Below are 14690 nucleotides of genomic sequence, written 5' to 3' on the forward strand. Positions count from 1 at the left end.
CCGGGCGGGTCAGCCGTCGAGCAGGTCGTCGACGCTGCCGTCCACCGGCCGGCCGCGCGCGGCCAGTTCGCCGGCCTGCCGCCGCAGCACCGCGCCGACCTCGGTCATGTCCGCCCCGGCGAGTCCGGTACGCCGCACCGCGTCCCCCGCGTCCCGGTAGTACGTGCGGCTCAGCAGACCGGAGACGGTGGCCGCCGCGAGCCGCGCCTCGGCGAGCATGAGCAGCGCCTGGTCGGTCTCGTACCACTCGGCCAGCCGGGCGGCCCGCGCGTGCGCCGCCCAACCCCGGTACCAGGCCTGCCGGGCGGCGGCGCTGAACTCGGCGGGCCGGGCCCGGGCCAGCCGGCCCAGGTGCTCGTCGCGCAGTTTCGGCAGCCAGCCGGTCGGGTCGTGCAGCGCCCGGGTGGTGACGTACCGGTCGGCGGTCAGCGGCCACCCCGGCGACAGGGTCCGCGCCGCGCGCAGGTACTCCTCCGACCCGGTGACGGTCAGTTCCACCAGCACCCCGTCGACCCGACGGCTGGTCGACCGGGGGCCGGAGTCGGGCCGGTAGGTCGCCACCAGCAGGCCCACCTCGCCCGTCCCGCCACCGTCGTCGTCGGTGTGCGCGAGCGGGCCGTGCACCGCCACGGCGAGCACGTCGGCAGGAAACCGGCGGGTCAGCGCCGCGGCCACCTGTTCCGCCACCCGCCACCGGGGGTCGTCGTGCGGGTCCACCCGCCCATCACCTCACTGCGTGCGTCGCGGTCCCGGCCCACCCTAGTGGCCGGGGTCGCCTCCGCCGGTCCCCGCCGCGCCCGTGGGGACGAGCCGGAAGACCCGGATCTCCCGGTCGCCGGCCCGCTGCGCGTACGTGCGGTAGGCCGGCCACTCGGTCACCAGGAGCCGCCAGAGCCGCTCCCGTTCCGCACCGGTGGCCAGCTCGGCCCGCACCGGGATCCGGCGACCCCCGAGGGCGACCTCGGCGGTCGGCTCGGCGAGCAGGTTCAGCGCCCAGGCCGGCTGGTTCGGCTGCCCCCAGTTCGACCCGACCACCACGTACGCGTCGGAGTCCGGCACGTACAGCAGGGGGTTGCTGCGCGGCTTGCCGGAGCGGCGGCCGGTGGTGGTGAGCACCAGGGACGGGATCAGGCCGAGGGCGACCACCCGCCCCCGGGTGAGCCGCCCGACCAGCCGGTCGGCGGGGACCAGCAGGCGACCGGCCGCGCCGAACCAGCGCCGGTGCCCGAGACGACGGGCGAGGGTTCCCAGGACGGACACGCCTCCCAGTCTGCCGGCCGACGCCGGCCGTGTCAGCAGGGCCGCCCCGGGCAAGCCGGCCGCCCGGGAGAGCCGGGTCGGCCGCGCCCGGGTCAGGAGGGGCGACCGGGGAAGGGAACGGTCGACGGGGTCACGCCGGCGGTGCGCCGCCACCGGGTCGCCCGCAGCGCACAGTCGGTCAGCGCCGCCAGGGCCCGGGTGCGTTCCGCGCCGGTGGTGGCGGCCAGCGCCGCCCGCCAGTACGCCGCGGTGCGTTCCTCCACCTCGACCGCCAGCCGCAGCGCGCTGGCCCGGTCGGTGACCGGATAGGGCAGCGCGTAGCCGGCCCGGTCGGCCGGGACGGTGCCGCCGCCGGTGCTCAGGCGCAGCACCAGGTCGTCGCGGCGGCGCCGGTGCGCGGCCTCGGCCTCCCGGGCGGCCCGCCGGGCGGCGTCGGTGAGTCGCACCCCGATCGGCCCGTACGCGAAGATCGCCGCGTACTCGGCGGTCAGCGCCGCGCCGAGCGCCTCCTCGGCGGTCACCGGAGCACCTCCACGTGCGTGGCGCGCGCCGCGGCGATCGAACCGACCAGGGCGGCCCGGTCGGCCGGGGCCTGCGCGCAGAAGGTCGCCGCCTCGGCGCGTCCGCGCTCCTCGTCCGCGCGTAGCTCGGCGAGGACGGTGGCGGCGTCCCCGGTGGGACCGGCGGCCGGCGCGGACGGGCTGGGCGAGGGGAGTGCCATCCCGATCGCGGCGGCCAGCTCGGTGGCGTGTGCGCGGTGGGCCTCGGCGATCGGGGTGAGCCGGTCGGTGAGCGCCGGGTCGGCGTCGATCGCGGCCCGGTATCGGGCCGCCAGGGCGAGCGCGCCGTCGACCAGGGGGGTCAGCGGGTCGGGCGGGGGCGGAGGGTCGTCCCGGTCGAGGAGTCCGCAGCCGGCCACCGACGCGGTGGCTCCGCCGAGGACCAGGACCACTCCGGTACGCAGCACCCTCCGCCGGGAATGTCCGGCCGCTCCGTCGCGCTGTGTTGCTCTGCCGATCGCCACCGGACAAGTCAACACCATCCGCTACCGTTCGCGGGCAAGGGCGTCGGTGCGCCGCCCGGCCGGTCCGGCCGACGGCGCGTTACGCTCTGCGCAGCCACCGGCAGCGAACCGCCCCGGTGGCGTGCCGCCGTGGCTGCCCGCCCGGGTGCCGTCGATGCTGAGAGGGGTGCGCCAGATGACGCAGCGTGGCCGTGCCACCAGGTCGACGGGGAGACCCCGTCCCGCCGGTGCGCCGCGTGGGGATCTCGCCGCCCGCCGGTCCCGGCTGCGGGCCGTGATCGAGCCGGTGGTGGTCGCCGCCGGGTACGACCTGGAGGACCTCTCCGTCTCGCGGGCCGGACGCCGGCACGTGGTCCGGGTGATCGTCGACGGTGACCGGGGTGTCAGCCTCGACGCGGTGGCCGACGTCTCCCGGGCGGTCTCCTCGGCGCTCGACGCGGCGGAGGAGGCGAGCGGCGACATCGTCGCGGGGGAGTACCAGCTCGAGGTGAGCTCGCCGGGTGTGGACCGCCCGTTGACCCTGCCCCGGCACTGGCGCCGCAACGTCGGCCGGCTGGTACGGGTGACCGCCCGGACGGCCGTGCCGGACCAGCGTGCCGGGGAGCCGGGGGACCGTCAGGTCACCGGCCGGGTGCTGGACGCGGGCGACGAGCGGGTGGTGCTCGACGTGGACGGCGAGCGGTGGGAAAGGGCCTACGCCGAACTCGGCCCCGGCCGCGTACAGGTCGAATTCAGCCGCCTCGACGAGGTGGCCGACGACGAGTTCGGCGACGACATCGACGACATCGACGACGAAGATGATGTGGAGGACGAGGAGAGGTGAACATCGACCTCGCGGCGCTGCGCGCACTGGAGCGCGAGCGGGAGATCCCGTTCGACACGATCCTCGCGGCGATCGAGACCGCGCTGCTGACCGCCTACCGGCACACCGAGGGTGCGCAGTCGCACGCCCGGGTGGAGATCGACCGCAAGACCGGCCAGGCCCTGGTCTACGCCCAGGAACTGGACTCCGACGGCACCGTGGTCCGGGAGGTCGACGACACCCCGCACGACTTCGGTCGGATCGCCGCGATGACCGCCAAGCAGGTGATCCTCCAGCGGCTGCGGGAGGCCACCGACGAGGTGCACTTCGGCGAGTACGTCGGACGCGACGGGGACCTGGTCACCGGTGTGGTCCAGGCGCACGAGGCCCGCGCCGAGAAGGGCATCGTCAGCGTCGACCTCGGCAAGCTGGAGGGTGTGCTGCCGCAGTCCGAGCAGGTGCCCGGCGAGCGGTACACGCACGGAGAGCGGATCCGCTGCGTGGTCGTGAACGTCGCCAAGGGCATGCGTGGTCCGCAGATCACCCTCTCCCGGTCCCATCCGGCGCTGGTGAAGAAGCTCTTCGCCCTGGAGGTGCCGGAGATCGCCGACGGCACCGTGGAGATCAGCGCCATCGCGCGTGAGGCAGGTCACCGTACGAAGATCGCGGTCCGCTCCACCGTGCCCGGCGTGAACGCCAAGGGCGCCTGCATCGGCCCGATGGGGCAGCGGGTCCGCGCCGTGATGAGTGAACTGCACGGCGAGAAGATCGATATCATCGACTGGTCGGACGACCCGGCGACCTTCGTCGGCAACGCACTGTCGCCGGCCAAGGCACTCCGGGTCGAGGTGGTCGACCTGGCCACCCGGACGGCACGGGTCACCGTGCCCGACTTCCAACTTTCGTTGGCAATTGGGCGGGAAGGGCAGAACGCCCGGCTTGCTGCCCGACTGACCGGATGGCGGATCGACATCCGGTCCGACGCCGAGCAGTCGGCCCCGGCGGGACGGCGCGGTGCTGATCACGTCCCGGAGCCGGGCGGCGCGATCTCGAGCAGCTAGGGGTAGACTTTCTCAAGTGGTACGACGCGCGCAGCCGGAGCGCACCTGTGTGGGCTGCCGGAAACGGGCGCCGGCCAGCGAACTCCTGCGGATCGTCGCGGTTGGCGACGAGGCTGGTCACAGCCTCCGACCCGATCCGGCCCGTAGGCTGCCGGGTCGGGGAGCGAACCTGCACCCGGATCCGGCCTGCTTCGCGCTGGCGGTGCGACGCCGCGCCTTCGGGCGTGCGTTACGGATCGCCGGGGTTCCCGATCATGGTGAGCTGGCGAAGCACGTCGACGCGCCAAGCTTCACGTCCGGTCAGCCCGACCGGACGGGAGTCGCTAGCAAGGTAGGACGACCGACATGAGCACACGATGAAGTCCCTGAAATGACCAGGCTTCAAGTGCAGGAGTGAGGTCGCTGCGGGTGCTGCCCGCACGACCTCGGAGTGAGGAGTGCAGTGGCAGGTAAGGCCCGCGTACACGAGCTGGCAAAGGAGCTCGGGGTCGAGAGTAAGACCGTTCTCGCCAAGCTGAAGGAAATGGGCGAGTTCGTGAAGTCCGCGTCCAGCACCGTCGAGGCGCCCGTCGCCCGACGGCTGCGGGGCGCATTCGTCGCGTCCGCCGATGGCTCGGCACCGTCCGCTCCGGCGGCGGCCACCCCGAGCCCGGCCCCGCGACCGACCCCGACCCCACCGCCGACCCCCGGCGAACCCAGGATCTCGGCCAAGCCGATGCCGCCCCGGCGGCCGGTGCCCGGTCCGAAGCCGAAGGGGCCGGTCCCCGGCCCGCCGGCCGCGGCGACCCCGGTCGCCAAGCCGGCGAGTGCCCACGACATCGAGGTGGCCGCCGCCGAGGCGCGCGCCGCCCAGCTGAAGGCCGACCAGGAGGCCGCGGTCAAGGCCGCCCAGGCCGCCCGGCAGCAGCAGCGTGAGAACGTCCGCCGGGAGCCCCCGACGGACGGCACCACCCGCCCCGGCCCCCGGCCGGGTCCGGGCCCGGGTCCGGGTGCGATCCCGCCCCGCCCGGGTTCGCCGGCCGCCGGTCGTACCGGCACGCCGGCCCCGGGTCGTCCCGGTCCCGGCGGACGTCCGCCGGCCCGTGGCGCGGGCAACAACCCGTTCGGTATCCAGGGTGGCGGCCAGGCCCGGCCGCCGGCGAGCAGCGCCGGCGGACCCCGGCCCAGCCCGGCCTCGATGCCGCCCCGGCCGAGTCCGGCCTCCATGCCGCCCCGGCCGAGTCCGGCCTCCATGCCGAGCCAGCGTCCCGGTCGTCCGGGCGGGCCCGGCGCGGGTCGTCCCGGCGGCGGCGCAGGCCGCCCCGGTGGCGGTGGCGGTGGCTTCCGCGGCGGTCCCGGTGGCGGCGGCGGTGGCGGTGGCTTCCGCGGTGGCCCCGGTGGCGGTGGCGGTGGCGGTGGCTTCCGTGGCGGTCCCGGTGGTGGCGCCGGTGGTGGCGCCGGTGCCGGTGGCGGGTTCCGTCCCGGCGCGCCCGCCGGTGGCGGCGGTCGTCCCGGTGGCGGCGGTCGTGGCCGTGGCGGCGGTGCCGCGGGTGCCTTCGGGCGTCCGGGCGGCCGGCCGACGCGCGGTCGCAAGTCCAAGAAGCAGCGCAGACAGGAGTTCGACAACCTGTCGGCTCCGACCATGAGCTCGGGTGCGCCCCGGGGTCAGGGTCAGGTCGTCCGGCTCTCCCGTGGCGCCTCGCTGTCGGACTTCGCCGACAAGATCAACGCCAACCCGGGTTCGCTGGTCCAGGAGATGTTCAACCTGGGCGAGATGGTCACCGCGACCCAGTCCTGCTCTGACGACACCCTGCTGCTGCTGGGTGAGCACCTCGGTTTCAACGTGCAGATCGTCAGCCCGGAGGACGAGGACCGCGAGCTGCTCGCGCAGTTCAACATCGACCTCGACGCCGAGGTCGCGGAGGACCGCCTGGTCAGCCGTGCGCCGGTGGTGACCGTCATGGGTCACGTCGACCACGGTAAGACCAAGCTGCTCGACGCGATCCGCAAGGCGAACGTCGTGGCCGGCGAGGCGGGTGGCATCACCCAGCACATCGGTGCGTACCAGGTCCACGTCCCGCACGACGGCGAGGACCGGGCAGTGACCTTCATCGACACCCCGGGTCACGAGGCGTTCACCGCCATGCGTGCCCGTGGTGCCCAGGTCACCGACATCGTGGTGCTGGTGGTCGCGGCCGACGACGGCGTGATGCCGCAGACGATCGAGGCGCTCAACCACGCCAAGGCGGCGGACGTGCCGATCGTGGTCGCGGTCAACAAGGTCGACAAGCCGGAGGCCAACCCGGACAAGGTCCGCCAGCAGCTGACCGAGTACGGCCTGGTCGCCGAGGAGTACGGCGGCGACACCATGTTCGTCAACGTGGCGGCCAAGCCGGGCATCGGCATCGACGAGCTGCTCGAGGCGGTCCTGCTCACCGCCGACGCGTCGCTGGAGCTGACCGCTCCGATCGACGGGCCGGCGCAGGGTGTGGCCATCGAGGCGCACCTGGACAAGGGCCGTGGTGCGGTCGCGACCGTGCTGGTGCAGAAGGGCACCCTGCGGGCGGGCGACTCGATCGTCGCCGGTGGGGCGCACGGCCGGGTCCGGGCGATGCTCGACGAGAACGGCAACCAGGTCGCCGAGGCCGGTCCGGCCCGTCCGGTCCTGGTGCTCGGTCTGACCGCGGTGCCGGGTGCGGGTGACACCTTCCTGGCGGCCGAGGACGACCGCACGGTGCGCCAGATCGCCGAGCAGCGGCAGGCACGGCGGCGGGCGGCGAGCTTCGCCAACTCCCGTGGCCGGGCCACCCTCGAGACGCTCATGGAGCAGCTCAAGGAGGGCGAGAAGACCTCGCTCAACCTGGTGCTCAAGGGCGACGTCTCCGGTTCCGTGGAGGCACTCGAGGACGCGCTGTTCAACCTCGACATCCCCGAGGAGGTCCAGCTCAGGATCATCCACCGGGGTGTCGGCGCGATCACCGAGAGCGACGTCATGCTCGCGAGCGCCTCGTCCGAGGCGGTCACGATCATCGGCTTCAACGTGCGGGCGGCCAACAAGGTCCGCGAGATCGCCGACCGCGAGGGCGTGGAGATCCGGTACTACACCGTCATCTACCAGGCCATCGAGGAGATCGAGGCGGCGCTCAAGGGCCTGCTCAAGCCGGAGTACGAGGAGGTCGAGCTGGGCACCGCGGAGATCCGCGACGTCTTCCGCTCGTCCAAGGTCGGCAACATCTCCGGTTGCATCGTCCGGTCCGGGATCATCCGGCGGAACGCCAAGGCGCGGCTGCTGCGCGACGGGGCGGTCGTGGCGGACAACCTCACGATCAGCTCGCTCAAGCGGTTCAAGGACGACGCGACCGAGGTGCGCGAGGGCTTCGAGTGTGGTCTGACCCTGGGTGGTTACAACAACGTCCAGGTCGGCGACGTCATCGAGACCTTCGAGATGCGCGAGAAGGCCCGTAGCTGACGCTCGGGACACCCGATCAAGGGGTTTACGCCGGACGGGCGTAAACCCCTTGATCATGGGGGGCGGTGGACGGGTATCGTCCGAGGCGATGTTCACCGGAACCGCGGTCTTCGACCTGCTGCTGCCGGGTGATTCCCGGTCGCTCAAGGCCAAGAGATCATACGTACGGCCGATCGTGGCGGCGTTGCGCCGCTTCGAGGTGTCGGCTGCCGAGGTGGGAGCGCTCGACCTGCACGGTCGGGCCCAGATTGCCGTGGCCGTGGTGGCTGCGGAGGCGGGACACGTCCGCGAGGTGCTCGACTCGTGCGAGCGCCTGGTGGCGGGCCGCCCGGAGGTGGAACTGCTGTCGGTGCGTCAACGCCTCCACGGCGTGGACGACTGACGGTGGAGGCCGGCGGCCCGGGGCCGCCGGTGCTCCGGCGTGACCGACCGGTCGCGCGGGTAATGTTCGAGTTGTTGGCCCGGTTCGGTCACCGGTGGCGTCCGCGCCCCGGTCCGAACCGGGACGTCGATGCCGTGGAGGTGGCGGAGATGACGGATCCGGCCAAGGTACGCCGGCACGCCGAACGGGTGCGTGAGCTGGTCGCGTCGGTGGTGCGGAGCCAGATCAAGGATCCCCGCCTCGGTATGATCACCATCACCGATGCCCGGATCACCGCCGACCTGCGGGACGCCACGGTCTTCTACACCGTGCTCGGTGACGCCGCCGAGCAGGCCGGCACCGCCGCCGCGCTGGAGAGCGCGAAGGGCATGCTGCGCAGTACGGTGGGCAAGGCGCTCGGACTGCGGCACTCGCCGACCCTGACGTTCGTGCTGGACAACGTCCAGGACCACGTCAAGCACATCGACGATCTGCTCGCCCAGGCCCGCAGCGCCGACGCCGAGGTGCAGCGGATCGCCGCGCGGGCGGAGTACGCCGGGGAGGCCCAGCCGTACCGGCTCGACGAGGACGAGGACGACGACACCGAGGTCGACGACGAGTCCGACGACGTCGCGTCGGCCGCCCGGGAACGGCGGTGACGGACGATCCGGGCGGGTCAACCAGCGGGTTGCTCGTCGAGGAGGACCCGTCGGTCCGGTCCGGTCCGGCCGACGCCGACTGGGCCGCCGCCGTCGACGCCCTGCGACGGCTCGACCCCGACGCCCGGGTGCTGCTGATCTGCCACGTCAATCCGGACGGGGACGCCCTGGGCAGCATGCTCGGCTTCGGGCTGGGGCTGTGTCGGCTCGGGTTGCGCCGGGTGCAGGCGACCTTCCCCGGTCCGCCGGAGGTGCCCGAGCCCTTCCGGGACCTGCCCGGTCTCGACCTGCTGGTGCCGGCCGTCGAGGCGTACCCCGACCCGGATCTGGTCCTCTGCTTCGACGCGGCGAGTGAGTCCCGCCTGGGTGACCTGGTCGACCGGTTGGCGCTCGCGGCCCCGGCGGTGGTCCTCGACCACCACGCCTCGAACACCGGCTTCGGTGACATCCACCTGGTCGACCCGCGTGCCGCGGCGACCTCGGTGGTCGCCGAGGAGCTGCTGACCCGCCTCGACGTGCCGCTCGACGCGGGGATCGCCGAGTGCCTGTACGTCGCGCTGGCCACCGACACCGGTTCGTTCCGCTTCGACGCCACCACCCCGGACGTGCACCGGATGGCGGCCCGGCTGCTCGCCACCGGCATCCGGCCGGGGGAGATCTCCCGGCGGATCTTCGACACCCGGCCGTTCGGCGCCGTCCGTCTCTACGGCGACGTGCTCGGCCGGACCCGGTTGGAGCCGGCGGCGGCCGGCGGCCACGGCTTCGTCTGGACCTACGCGACGCTGGCCGACCTGGCCCGGCACGACCAGCAGCCGTACGTGCTGGAGCCGTTGATCGACTCGGTGCGGTGCACCGCCGAGGCGGACGTCAGCGGGGTGCTCAAGCAGATCGCCGAGGACGGCTGGGCGGTCTCGCTGCGCAGCAAGGGCGCGGTGGACGTCAGTCGGGTCGCGGTGGCCCTGGGCGGCGGCGGGCACCGTTTCGCGGCGGGCTTCACCGGGCGCGGCACGGCGCAGGACGTGGTGGCCCGGATCCGGGCCGAACTCGACACGGCGCTGGTCCGGGCGGTGGAGCAGGACTGATCGCGGGGAGTGTCGGCCTTCCCGCACTCCGTGACGGAAGGGGAGAATCGCGGGATGGAGCAGCCCCACGAGATTGCCGCCGAGGCACCCCGGGCCTGGGACCGTCCGGTGGTGGTCGTTCCGGTGCTCGCCTTCCTGTCTCTGGTGGGCGGCCAGTTCCCCTCCTTCTCGACGTCGGCGAACCTCTACACCCTCGGTACCGGCGGGGTGCTGGTCTGGCTCGGGCTGAGCCACCGGGTGCCGCGTCGCCCCGCGCCGGAGCGGCTGCGCTCGGGCGCGATCTGGTGGGTGCTGCCGGTGGTGGTCTTCGGGGCGTTCGAGGGGGCCACCTTCGTCGCGGCGGCCGGCGACGACTTCCCCACCTTCTCCCGCCTGGCCGATCCCCTGCTGGAGGATCCGCTGGTCCGAACGGCTGCCTGGTTCGCCTGGCTGGCGGCGTTCTGGGGCCTGGTGCGGCGATGATGCGGACCCTGGCCATCGGCGGGTTCCTGGCCTCGCTGGTGCTGCTCGCCGTCGTCGAGTGGGCGGCCCGCCGGGAGGGCTCGCGGGTGCCGTCGTTCGGTGACGTCTGCGCGTACGTCATGCAGTACGAGGTCGGCGCGGTGCCGGTGGGGCGGATCGGCCTCTTCGGCTTCTGGTGGTGGCTCGGCTGGCACTTCTTCGCCCGCTGAACGCGTCCACGTGTTGGGAAGCACGGGCAACATGTGGAACTTAACGATAGCTTGGGTGCGGGCCGGCGCGTACTGCTGGCGTCGCCCACTGGTGGTGGGTCCCACCGGACGCCACCTCCCTCCAGGGTCGAACCGACCCGGGTCCACGCTGCCCGGGCCAGCCGAGCCGGTCACCCCCGGCCGCTGGCGGGGCGTGCAGCAGGAACGCCCACGTGTGCCGCGTCGTCGACGCGTGCCTCCCCTGGAAGGGAACCGTCATGCCGACCAAGCCCCAGCCCGAGACCGTCGACGAGGCTCGCGAGCAGGCCCGTCGCGCCCTCCAGACCTCCATGGACACCCGTCAGTAACCCGTCCGGCCCCACCCGCTCGCGCGCTCACGGGGTCGCCCGGACGCTGGACGATCCTCCGTGCGGTCCGTGACGGTCACGTGAGCGGCGGGGGCTCCGGCCGACGGGACGGTAAGGGGCGAGCAGGGTTGTAAACGTTACGCGGGGCATGCCAGGATCGGGCGGTGACCGCCTCCGCCACCCCCGCGGCACCGGTGGCGTCGGCGCGGCGGATCGCCGGGCTGGCCCTGCCGGCGCTGGTCGTGCTCGCCGCCGAACCGCTCTACGTCCTGGTCGACACGGCCGTGGTCGGCCACCTCGGCCGGGTGCCGCTGGCCGCCGTCGCGGTCGGCGGGACGGTGCTCACCCTGATCGCCTGGCTCGGCAGCGTCCTGGCCTACGGCACCACCGGCCGGTCGGCACGTCGCTTCGGCGCCGGTGACCGGGCCGCCGCGGTGGCCGAGGGTGTCCAGTCGTCCTGGCTCGCCCTCACCGGCGGGCTGATCGTCGCGCTCGGCATGCAGGTCCTGGCCGGACCGCTGGCGCGTACCCTGGCCGGGTCGGCGGGCGACGTGGCCGACGCGGCCGCCCAGTGGCTGCGGATCGCGGCCCTCGGTGCGCCCGGCCTGCTCCTGGCCGCCGCGGGCAACGGCTGGCTGCGCGGCATCCAGGACACCCGGCGCCCGCTGTGGTACGTGCTCGGTCCCAACCTGCTCTCCGCGCTGCTCTGCCCGCTGCTGGTCTATCCGGTCGGGATGGGTCTGGTCGGCTCGGCGGTGGCCAACGTCGTCGCGCAGACCCTCTGCGGTGTCCTGTTCGTCACGGCGCTGGTCGGCGAGCGGGTGTCGTTGCGACCCCGGCCGCGGGTCATCCGCCACCAGTTGGCCCTCAGCCGGGACCTGCTCGTCCGGGGCGTTGCCTTCCAGGCCAGCTTCCTCTCCGCGACGGCCGTCGCCGCGCGGTTCGGTGCCGCCGCGGTCGGCGCGCACCAGATCGTCGTGCAGCTCTGGTTCTTCACCGTGCTGCTGCTCGACGCCCTCGCCATCGCCGCCCAGGCGCTGGTCGGGGCGGCGCTCGGCGCCGGGGACGAGGCCGGCGCCCGCGTGCTGGCCCGCCGGATCGGCCTGCTCGGCGGGGTCTGTGGGCTGGCGTTCGCGCTGGTCATCGCCGTCGGCGCCAACCTGGTTCCGGCCCTGTTCAGCTCCGATCCCCAGGTGCGCGAGCAGGCGGCGGCGATCTGGCCGTGGTTCGTGGTGATCCAGCCGCTCGGTGGCGTGGTGTTCGCCCTCGACGGGGTGCTGATCGGCGCGGGGGACGTCCGCTACCTGCGGAACCTGGCCGTGATCGCCGGCCTCGGCGGGTTCCTGCCGGCGATCTGGCTCACCTACGCGTTCGACCTGGGCCTCGGCGGTATCTGGGCGGGTCTCACCCTCTTCGTCGTGATCCGGCTGGTCGCGCTGGCGCTGCGGCTGCGCTCCGGGCGCTGGGCGGTGACCGGCGTCCACTGAGCACCCGGCGGCCGCGTGGACCTGCCGTCGTCAGGCCAGCGAGAAGAGGGCGTACGCGGCGAGCAGCAGGGCCACGGCGAGCCCCCAGGAGACGAAGAAGGCCACGATCTTGAAGGAGTTCGGGAAGCGCTGGTGCAGCCGTTGCCGGTCCCGCCACGTCCACCAGGCATGCCGTAACCGGGGTGCTCCCGGCACTCGCAGCAGCCCGGCGGTGACCCGGTCGCCGAGGGTGAGCCGGGCCGGTGGCGGGTCGCGCATCCAGTCGGGCAGCTGCGACGGCTGACCGGTCGGCCGCGACCGGGCCGACCGGCCAGCCCGGTCCGGACCGTCGGTGTCGGTGTCGGTGTCGTACGCAGTGGACATCGGGGCTCCTCCGTGACCGGTCGGTCCGCTCCATGCACGGGAAGCGGGTGCCTGATGATGGCACCGCATCGCGGTCTCCGCCGTCCCTTTTCCGACCCTACGCGCCGGCCGGTCGGCTGCCTTCGTCGGCGCGGACCGCCCGGCTCCCGGCGGGCGGTCCGGCGCGGACCGGTCCCGGACGGTCTGGCAGGCTTGGCCGACGTGAGCGCAGACGGTCTGATCGTGGTCGACAAGCCCGGTGGCATGACGTCCCACGACGTGGTGGCACGGATCCGGCGGCTGGCCCGCACCCGGCGGGTGGGGCACGGCGGCACGCTCGACCCGATGGCCACCGGGGTGCTGGTCATCGGGGTCGGTCGGGCCACCCGGCTGCTCACGTACGTGATCGGCGCGACGAAGAGCTACACCGCCACCATCCGGCTCGGGCAGACCACGGTCACCGACGACGCCGAGGGGGAGGTCACCGCCGCCACCTCCGCCGCCGGGGTGACCGACGAGGCGATCCGGTCCGCCCTGGCCGCCCTCACCGGCGAGATCGACCAGGTGCCGAGCGCGGTCAGCGCCATCAAGGTGGACGGCCAGCGGGCCTACAAGCGGGTCCGGGACGGCGAGACCGTGGCGTTGGCCGCGCGCCGGGTCACCGTCTCCCGGCTGGCCGTGCTCGCCGTCCGGCGGGACGCACCGGACCTGGTCGACGTGGACGTCGACGTGACCTGCTCCTCCGGCACGTACATCCGGGCCATCGCCCGGGACGCCGGCCTCGCGCTGGGCGTCGGTGGGCATCTCACCGCGCTGCGCCGGACCGCGGTCGGCGGGTTCACGTTGGACGAGGCGGCGACCCTGCCGGAGCTGGAACAGCGGGCCCCCGACGTGGTCCCGCTCCCGCTCGCGGCGGCGGCCGACCGGTTCTTCCCGCGCCGGGACGCCAGCGGTGACGAGGCCCGGGTGCTCTCCCACGGTGGACCGTTGGTCGCGGCCGGCATCGCCGGCCCCTACGCGGTCTTCGGCCCCGCCGGGGAGCTGATCGCTATCGTCAGCGAGCGGGAGGGCCGGGCCCGCGCGGAGATCGTGCTCGCCCCGGCCTGACGCCGGGGACCGCACCGGCCGAGAACGGTGCGGCAGGGGAGGAGAGAGATGCAGCGCTGGCGGGGTTACGAGGCGGTGCCCGGTGGCTGGGGGCGTTCGGTGGTCACCATCGGCGTCTTCGACGGGGTGCACCGCGGACACCAGGCCACCATCGGCCACGCCGTGGCGAGGGCCCGGGAGTTGGGTGTCAGGTCGGTGGTGGTGACCTTCGACCCGCACCCGGCCGAGGTCGTCCGTCCCGGGTCCCATCCGGCGGTGCTCACCGAGCCGGCGCGCAAGGCCGAACTGGTCGAGGCGCTCGGCGTGGACGTGCTCTGCGTGGTGCCCTTCACGCCCGAGTTCTCCCGGCTGCCGGCCGAGCAGTTCGTGCACGACATCCTGGTGGAGCACCTGCACGCCGCGCTGGTGGTGGTCGGCGAGAACTTCCGCTTCGGCCACCGGGCCGCCGGTGACGTGGCGCTGCTGGAACGACTCGGCCGGACGTTCGGGTTCGCCGTCGAGGGCGCGCCCCTGGTCGCCGCGGACGGCACGGTCTTCTCCTCGACGTACATCCGGGCCTGCGTCGACGCCGGCGACGTCGGGCCGGCCGCGGCGGCGCTCGGTCGCCCGCACCGGCTGGAGGGGGTGGTGGTCCGGGGGGACCAGCGCGGTCGGGAACTGGGGTTCCCCACCGCCAACCTGCTCTGCCACCGGTACGCGGCGGTGCCCGCCGACGGCATCTACGCCGCCCGGCTGAGCTGGCGGGGCCGGTCGGAACCGCTCGCGGCGGCGGTCTCCATCGGCACCAACCCGACCTTCTCCGGCCGTGAGCGTCGGGTCGAGGCGTACGCGCTGGACTTCAGCGGGGACCTCTACGGCGAGCGGCTCGCGCTGGACTTCGTGGCACACCTGCGCGAGCAGCGCCGGTACGACGCGATCGAGCCGCTCATCGCGCAGATGAACGAGGACGTCGCGCGTACCCGAACGGCGCTGGGCTGAGCGGACGGACGCGTCCCGCGGCCCTTCGACGAGCGGTTTCCCAGGATGCTGGTAGTCTGGC

17 protein-coding genes are annotated in these 14690 nt (G+C 73.9%); 12 read left to right on the forward strand and 5 right to left on the reverse strand.

The window, feature by feature from the left end; all coding sequences use genetic code 11:
- Positions 1-9 precede the first annotated feature (9 nt).
- The 4 genes from IGA62_RS20165 to IGA62_RS20180 all read right to left on the reverse strand — a co-directional run bounded on the left by IGA62_RS20165 (position 10) and on the right by IGA62_RS20180 (position 2227).
- Complete coding sequence (locus tag IGA62_RS20165) at positions 10-717, reverse strand: nucleotidyltransferase domain-containing protein (RefSeq protein WP_145819329.1); 708 nt, start codon at positions 715-717, stop codon at positions 10-12.
- A gap of 42 nt (positions 718-759) precedes the next feature.
- A complete protein-coding gene (locus IGA62_RS20170) occupies positions 760-1260 on the reverse strand; it encodes a nitroreductase/quinone reductase family protein (protein WP_145819328.1) in 501 nt (166 codons plus the stop codon).
- Positions 1261-1352: 92 nt separating this feature from the next.
- Positions 1353-1781 carry a ferritin-like domain-containing protein gene (locus IGA62_RS20175; RefSeq protein WP_145819327.1) on the reverse strand — a complete coding sequence of 143 codons (429 nt, stop codon included), beginning with the start codon at positions 1779-1781 and terminating at the stop codon, positions 1353-1355.
- The gene (locus IGA62_RS20180; protein ID WP_186499989.1) at positions 1778-2227 is read right to left on the reverse strand and encodes a hypothetical protein; all 450 of its coding nucleotides are present in this window, start codon (positions 2225-2227) and stop codon (positions 1778-1780) included. The genes IGA62_RS20175 and IGA62_RS20180 overlap by 4 nt, the downstream gene beginning before the upstream one ends.
- A gap of 232 nt (positions 2228-2459) precedes the next feature.
- Between IGA62_RS20180 and rimP the strand changes: the two genes are divergently transcribed.
- The 10 genes from rimP (at position 2460) to IGA62_RS20230 (ending at position 12202) form a co-directional block, all read left to right on the forward strand.
- Positions 2460-3107, forward strand: a complete 648-nt coding sequence (gene rimP / locus IGA62_RS20185) for a ribosome maturation factor RimP (RefSeq protein ID WP_145819326.1) — start codon at positions 2460-2462, stop codon at positions 3105-3107.
- Positions 3104-4147 carry a transcription termination factor NusA gene (gene nusA / locus IGA62_RS20190; RefSeq protein ID WP_145819325.1) on the forward strand — a complete coding sequence of 348 codons (1044 nt, stop codon included), beginning with the start codon at positions 3104-3106 and terminating at the stop codon, positions 4145-4147. Before rimP ends, nusA begins: the two co-directional genes overlap by 4 nt.
- 16 nt (positions 4148-4163) lie before the next feature.
- The gene (locus IGA62_RS20195) at positions 4164-4496 is read left to right on the forward strand and encodes a YlxR family protein (RefSeq protein WP_091463228.1); all 333 of its coding nucleotides are present in this window, start codon (positions 4164-4166) and stop codon (positions 4494-4496) included.
- A 93-nt stretch (positions 4497-4589) separates the two neighbouring features.
- Positions 4590-7595, forward strand: coding sequence for a translation initiation factor IF-2 (gene infB, locus IGA62_RS20200; RefSeq protein ID WP_145819324.1), 3006 nt, complete (start codon positions 4590-4592; stop codon positions 7593-7595).
- Positions 7596-7683: 88 nt separating this feature from the next.
- A complete protein-coding gene (locus IGA62_RS20205; RefSeq protein WP_091463226.1) occupies positions 7684-7977 on the forward strand; it encodes a DUF503 domain-containing protein in 294 nt (97 codons plus the stop codon).
- 149 nt (positions 7978-8126) lie between these two features.
- The gene (gene rbfA, locus IGA62_RS20210; protein WP_145819323.1) at positions 8127-8615 is read left to right on the forward strand and encodes a 30S ribosome-binding factor RbfA; all 489 of its coding nucleotides are present in this window, start codon (positions 8127-8129) and stop codon (positions 8613-8615) included.
- Between the two features lie 29 nt (positions 8616-8644).
- A complete protein-coding gene (locus tag IGA62_RS20215; RefSeq protein WP_145822113.1) occupies positions 8645-9697 on the forward strand; it encodes a DHH family phosphoesterase in 1053 nt (350 codons plus the stop codon).
- Positions 9698-9751: 54 nt separating this feature from the next.
- Positions 9752-10159, forward strand: a complete 408-nt coding sequence (locus IGA62_RS20220) for a hypothetical protein (protein ID WP_145819322.1) — start codon at positions 9752-9754, stop codon at positions 10157-10159.
- A complete protein-coding gene (locus tag IGA62_RS20225; RefSeq protein WP_186500315.1) occupies positions 10159-10368 on the forward strand; it encodes a DUF6186 family protein in 210 nt (69 codons plus the stop codon). The genes IGA62_RS20220 and IGA62_RS20225 overlap by 1 nt, the downstream gene beginning before the upstream one ends.
- Positions 10369-10879: 511 nt before the next feature.
- The gene (locus tag IGA62_RS20230; protein ID WP_145819320.1) at positions 10880-12202 is read left to right on the forward strand and encodes an MATE family efflux transporter; all 1323 of its coding nucleotides are present in this window, start codon (positions 10880-10882) and stop codon (positions 12200-12202) included.
- A 30-nt stretch (positions 12203-12232) separates the two neighbouring features.
- Here IGA62_RS20230 and IGA62_RS20235 read toward each other — a convergent pair whose 3' ends face one another.
- Positions 12233-12565, reverse strand: coding sequence for a hypothetical protein (locus IGA62_RS20235; RefSeq protein ID WP_232624719.1), 333 nt, complete (start codon positions 12563-12565; stop codon positions 12233-12235).
- Positions 12566-12766: 201 nt separating this feature from the next.
- Between IGA62_RS20235 and truB the strand changes: the two genes are divergently transcribed.
- Both truB and IGA62_RS20245 read left to right on the forward strand, forming a co-directional pair.
- Positions 12767-13651, forward strand: a complete 885-nt coding sequence (gene truB / locus IGA62_RS20240; RefSeq protein ID WP_145819319.1) for a tRNA pseudouridine(55) synthase TruB — start codon at positions 12767-12769, stop codon at positions 13649-13651.
- A 48-nt stretch (positions 13652-13699) separates the two neighbouring features.
- The gene (locus IGA62_RS20245) at positions 13700-14629 is read left to right on the forward strand and encodes a bifunctional riboflavin kinase/FAD synthetase (protein ID WP_145819318.1); all 930 of its coding nucleotides are present in this window, start codon (positions 13700-13702) and stop codon (positions 14627-14629) included.
- Positions 14630-14690 lie beyond the last annotated feature (61 nt).

It is taken from the genome of Micromonospora sagamiensis (assembly GCF_014680085.1).
Taxonomy (GTDB): Bacteria; Actinomycetota; Actinomycetes; order Mycobacteriales; family Micromonosporaceae; genus Micromonospora; species Micromonospora inyonensis.

Coding starts and splice junctions, on each gene's coding strand:
- rimP (WP_145819326.1), top strand. CDS start 2,460: ATGACGCAGCGTGGCCGTGCCACCAGGTCGACGGGGAGACCCCGTCCC.
- IGA62_RS20205 (WP_091463226.1), top strand. CDS start 7,684: ATGTTCACCGGAACCGCGGTCTTCGACCTGCTGCTGCCGGGTGATTCC.
- rbfA (WP_145819323.1), top strand. CDS start 8,127: ATGACGGATCCGGCCAAGGTACGCCGGCACGCCGAACGGGTGCGTGAG.
- IGA62_RS20220 (WP_145819322.1), top strand. CDS start 9,752: ATGGAGCAGCCCCACGAGATTGCCGCCGAGGCACCCCGGGCCTGGGAC.
- IGA62_RS20225 (WP_186500315.1), top strand. CDS start 10,159: ATGCGGACCCTGGCCATCGGCGGGTTCCTGGCCTCGCTGGTGCTGCTC.
- IGA62_RS20235 (WP_232624719.1), bottom strand. CDS start 12,565: ATGTCCACTGCGTACGACACCGACACCGACACCGACGGTCCGGACCGG.
- IGA62_RS20245 (WP_145819318.1), top strand. CDS start 13,700: ATGCAGCGCTGGCGGGGTTACGAGGCGGTGCCCGGTGGCTGGGGGCGT.